4 protein-coding genes are annotated in these 3,304 nt (G+C 70.7%); 3 read left to right on the plus strand and 1 reads right to left on the minus strand.

What is annotated here, in order from left to right; all coding sequences use genetic code 11:
* Nucleotides 1-1,031 (minus strand): magnesium transporter MgtE N-terminal domain-containing protein (locus ACNPM4_RS14140; RefSeq protein WP_448986075.1); only part of this gene is annotated, 1,031 nt, incomplete at its 3' end.
* Nucleotides 1,032-1,116: 85 nt separating this feature from the next.
* Here ACNPM4_RS14140 and ACNPM4_RS14145 point away from each other — a divergent pair.
* The 3 genes from ACNPM4_RS14145 to ACNPM4_RS14155 all read left to right on the plus strand — a co-directional run.
* Entirely contained in the window at nt 1,117-1,857 is a 741-nt protein-coding gene (locus ACNPM4_RS14145; protein ID WP_448986076.1) for a YflT domain-containing protein, read from the plus strand.
* A gap of 317 nt (nt 1,858-2,174) precedes the next feature.
* Nucleotides 2,175-2,672 (plus strand): magnetosome magnetite crystal formation protein family, encoded by a 498-nt coding sequence (locus ACNPM4_RS14150; protein WP_036303414.1) that lies wholly within the window; start codon nt 2,175-2,177, stop codon nt 2,670-2,672.
* A partial coding sequence (locus ACNPM4_RS14155) for an alpha/beta hydrolase family protein (protein ID WP_448986077.1) occupies nt 2,672-3,304 on the plus strand: 633 nt, incomplete at its 3' end. The genes ACNPM4_RS14150 and ACNPM4_RS14155, both read left to right, overlap by 1 nt.

The raw sequence follows: 3,304 nt of genomic DNA on the forward strand, positions 1-3,304 counted from the left end.
TGGGGCGGGTAGCGCAGCATCCGCTGGAAGTGCACGAGTCCGAGCAGACGCCCGGTCGGCGTCTCGAACGGCGGCAGGGTGACGAACACGGCGGCGGCCAGCGCGGGATGCAGCTCGTGGCGGCGGATCAGGGCCAGCGCCTCCGCGACGGTGGCGTCGGCCGAGAGGATGATCGGCTCCGGGGTCATCAGGCCACCCGCGGTGTCGGGACCGTAGCGCAGCAGCATCCTGACGTCTTCGGCTTCTTCCGGCTCCATCAGCTCGAGAAGCTGTTCGAGTCGGTCCGGGGCCAGCTGGGCGAGCAGGTCGGCGGCGTCGTCCGGTTCCATCTGGTCGAGGATGTCGGCAGCGCGCTCGTCGCCGAGACGATCGAGGATGTGCACCTGCTCGTCTTCGGGCATCTCCTCGAGGGCGTCGGCGAGACGGTCGTCCGACAGCTCCTCGGCCACTTCGATCATGCGCTGCTGCGGAAGATCGAGAAGGGTGTTGGCGAGGTCGGCGGCGTGCAGCTCCGAATACGAGGCGACGAGCTGCTCGGCGGACTGCGATTCACCCGGTGCACGCTGCTCGGCGACCTCGCTCCAGGCGGCGAACGTGGTCGGACCCTTCGCGAACGGCGAGGCGCTGGTCTTCGGGCGGCGGAGGAACAACTGACTGATCGCCCATTCGCCGAGGCGGTTCGGCTCGATCGCGACGTCTTCGATGACGGCCGTGCCGCTGCCGTCCGCGAAGCTCACGCGCCGTCCGAGCATCTCGGCGAGCACGCGCACCTCGCCGGCGCGGGGAGAGAAGCGCCGCACGTTGATCAGGCCGGTGGTGATGACCTGTCCGGACCGGATCGAGGTGACCCGGCCGATCGAGAGGAACACATGGCGTCGCCCCGGGATCTCCACGACGAGACCGATCACGCGGGGGGCCGCGGTACTTCGGTAGACGACGACGACATCCCGGACCTTGCCGAGCCGGTCGCCGAGGGGGTCGAAGACGGCGCACCCGGCCAGGCGCGCGGCGAAAACCCGTTGTGTGCTCACTTCTCCAGAGTAGTCGGCGGGTCCGGTCGAGGGCGGGATGGTCGCGCCTCGGGCCGTCGACCGGTACGCGTGGAAGAATAGCCGGATGAGTATGCTGAACCGCCCCGCGAGCGGCACCGAGACCGGCGAGATGGTCGCTTCGACGCGCGACTACGAGAGCGCGCAGAAGACGGTGTCGAAGCTGATCGCGGGGGAGGTGCCGGCACGGGACATCGCGATCGTCGGGCAGAGCGTGCGCACGGTCGAGCGTGTGACCGGAAAGCTGGGGTATGCGGCGGCCGCGCGTTCGGGTGCTGTCAACGGCGTCCTGATCGGCCTGTTCCTGTCGGCGATCCTCGTGATCGGCAACCCCGAGGTGCCGATCCAGCTCTTCGTCGGCTTCGTCTTCATCGGCGTCGCACTCGGCATGCTCCTGAGTCTCGTCACCTACGCGATCGTGCGTCGCCGGCGCGACTTCGCGAGCGTCACGCAGTTCGCGGCCGACCACTACGAGGTCACGGTGCAGACGGCATCGCTCGCGAAGGCCCGTCAGGTGCTCGGCGCGACGAAGACAGCGCCCGTGCGGCCGCCCGTGAACCTCGACGAGCCGCCGCGGTACGGCGAGCGGATCACGCCCGGTGCGGCGACTCCCGAGCCCGCGGAGCCCGTGGTCCCGCCGCGTCCCGCCGATCCCGTCGCGGAACCGCAGCTGCCGGAGGGCGATCCCGCCCCCGAGGCCGGCCCGGCGGCGCCCGCTGCCGACGAGGCGGCGCCGATCTCCCCGCTGCCCGCTCCCGGACCCGGCATCGCGCCCGGCTCGGATGTGCCGGAAGGTGACCGACGATGACGCTCCCCGAGTCTCCCGAGCCGGGCGAGTTCGCTCCGCCGCCGCCACCTGCGGCCCCGGCGTCGACTGCACCGCCTGCGCCGCCTGCGCCCCCGGCGTCGACTGCACCACCTGCACCATCTGTGCCCCCGGCGCCGAGTGCGCTGCCGGTGCCCCCTGCGCCGCCCGCACCGCCTGCTCAGACATACGCTGCCCCCACGGCGCCCGCGGGATATCCGGCGCCGGGATACCCGCCTCCCGGAACCCCGGCACCCGGATACCCAGCCCCCGCGTACCAGGCACCTGCGTATCAGGCACCCGGTCAACAGGCAGCTGCCGTGCCGCCCGGGTATGCCCCGCCGGCGTACCCAGGACCCGGTTATCCGTCGCAGACGTATCCCGCTCCCGGTCACCCCGCGCAGTTCCCCCCTGCGGTCGCGCCGGCACGCGGTCTGCTCCCGTGGGCGCTCGGCTTCCTGGTCCTCATCCCGTTCCCGTTCATCGGAGGGCTCGCGTCGGGCCTCGCGATGGCTGTCAGCGGGGGATCGGCGCGTCGAACCGGCGGACCCGCTGCGGAGAACGCGCGGTCGGCCTTGAACTGGGGACTGACCTACCTGATGGTGTCGACGGTGCTCCTCGTCATGCACTTCGTGCTGCTCATCACCGTGACCTCTCAGGGCAACGCCTCCACCGGGTTCTTCCCGCTGGGCATCCCCATCACGTTGTACTTCGCCGTCTCGCTGCTGCACGTCGTGCTCGTGATCATCGGCACGGTGCGGGTGTCGTCGGGAGGCGTCATGCGCGTCCCCTTCGCCATCCCCTTCGCGCGCGCCTGATGACGACGATCCAGGTCGATCTCCCGACGGGGCCGACCGTGGTCAGCGCGGACTGGTACGCGGGCGGGAACGGCGTGACGGTGCTCGTCGCGCACGGTGCCGGCACCGGCAAGGACCATCCGTTCCTCACGGGGTTCACGGAGGCCCTGGGCGGACTCGGCTTCTCCACCCTGCGCTTCAACTTCCCGTATGTGGAGCAGGGGAGGAAGATGCCCGGGCCCGCGGCGCACGCGATGTCGACGTGGCGGGCCGCTGCGGCGTTCGCTCGCGCGCAGGAAGCGGGAAATACGGTGTGGGCGACGGGCAAGTCCTACGGCGGACGCATGGCATCCATGGCCGTCGCGGACGGTCTCGTCGTCGACGGCCTGGCGTACCTCGGCTATCCGCTGCACCCACCGGGCAGGCCCGAGAAGCCACGCGTGGAGCATCTGCCGGCCATCGCGGTTCCGCAGTTGTTCGTCGAGGGCACGAACGACCCTTTCATCCAGCCGATCTCGCAGTTCGAAGAAGCGGTCGCGTCCTGTCAGGATGCCCGAGTCGTCTGGATCGAGGGCGGCGGCCACACCTTCGAGGTGAAGGGACAGAAGCGTCCCGCCTCCGAGCTCGGCGCATCTCTCGCGCCGATCGTCGCC

This window comes from Microbacterium umsixpiens (assembly GCF_053543675.1).

Bases quoted from the DNA above. Each gene is read 5' to 3' on its own strand.
- ACNPM4_RS14145 (WP_448986076.1), top strand. From the start codon at position 1,117: ATGAGTATGCTGAACCGCCCCGCGAGCGGCACCGAGACCGGCGAGATG.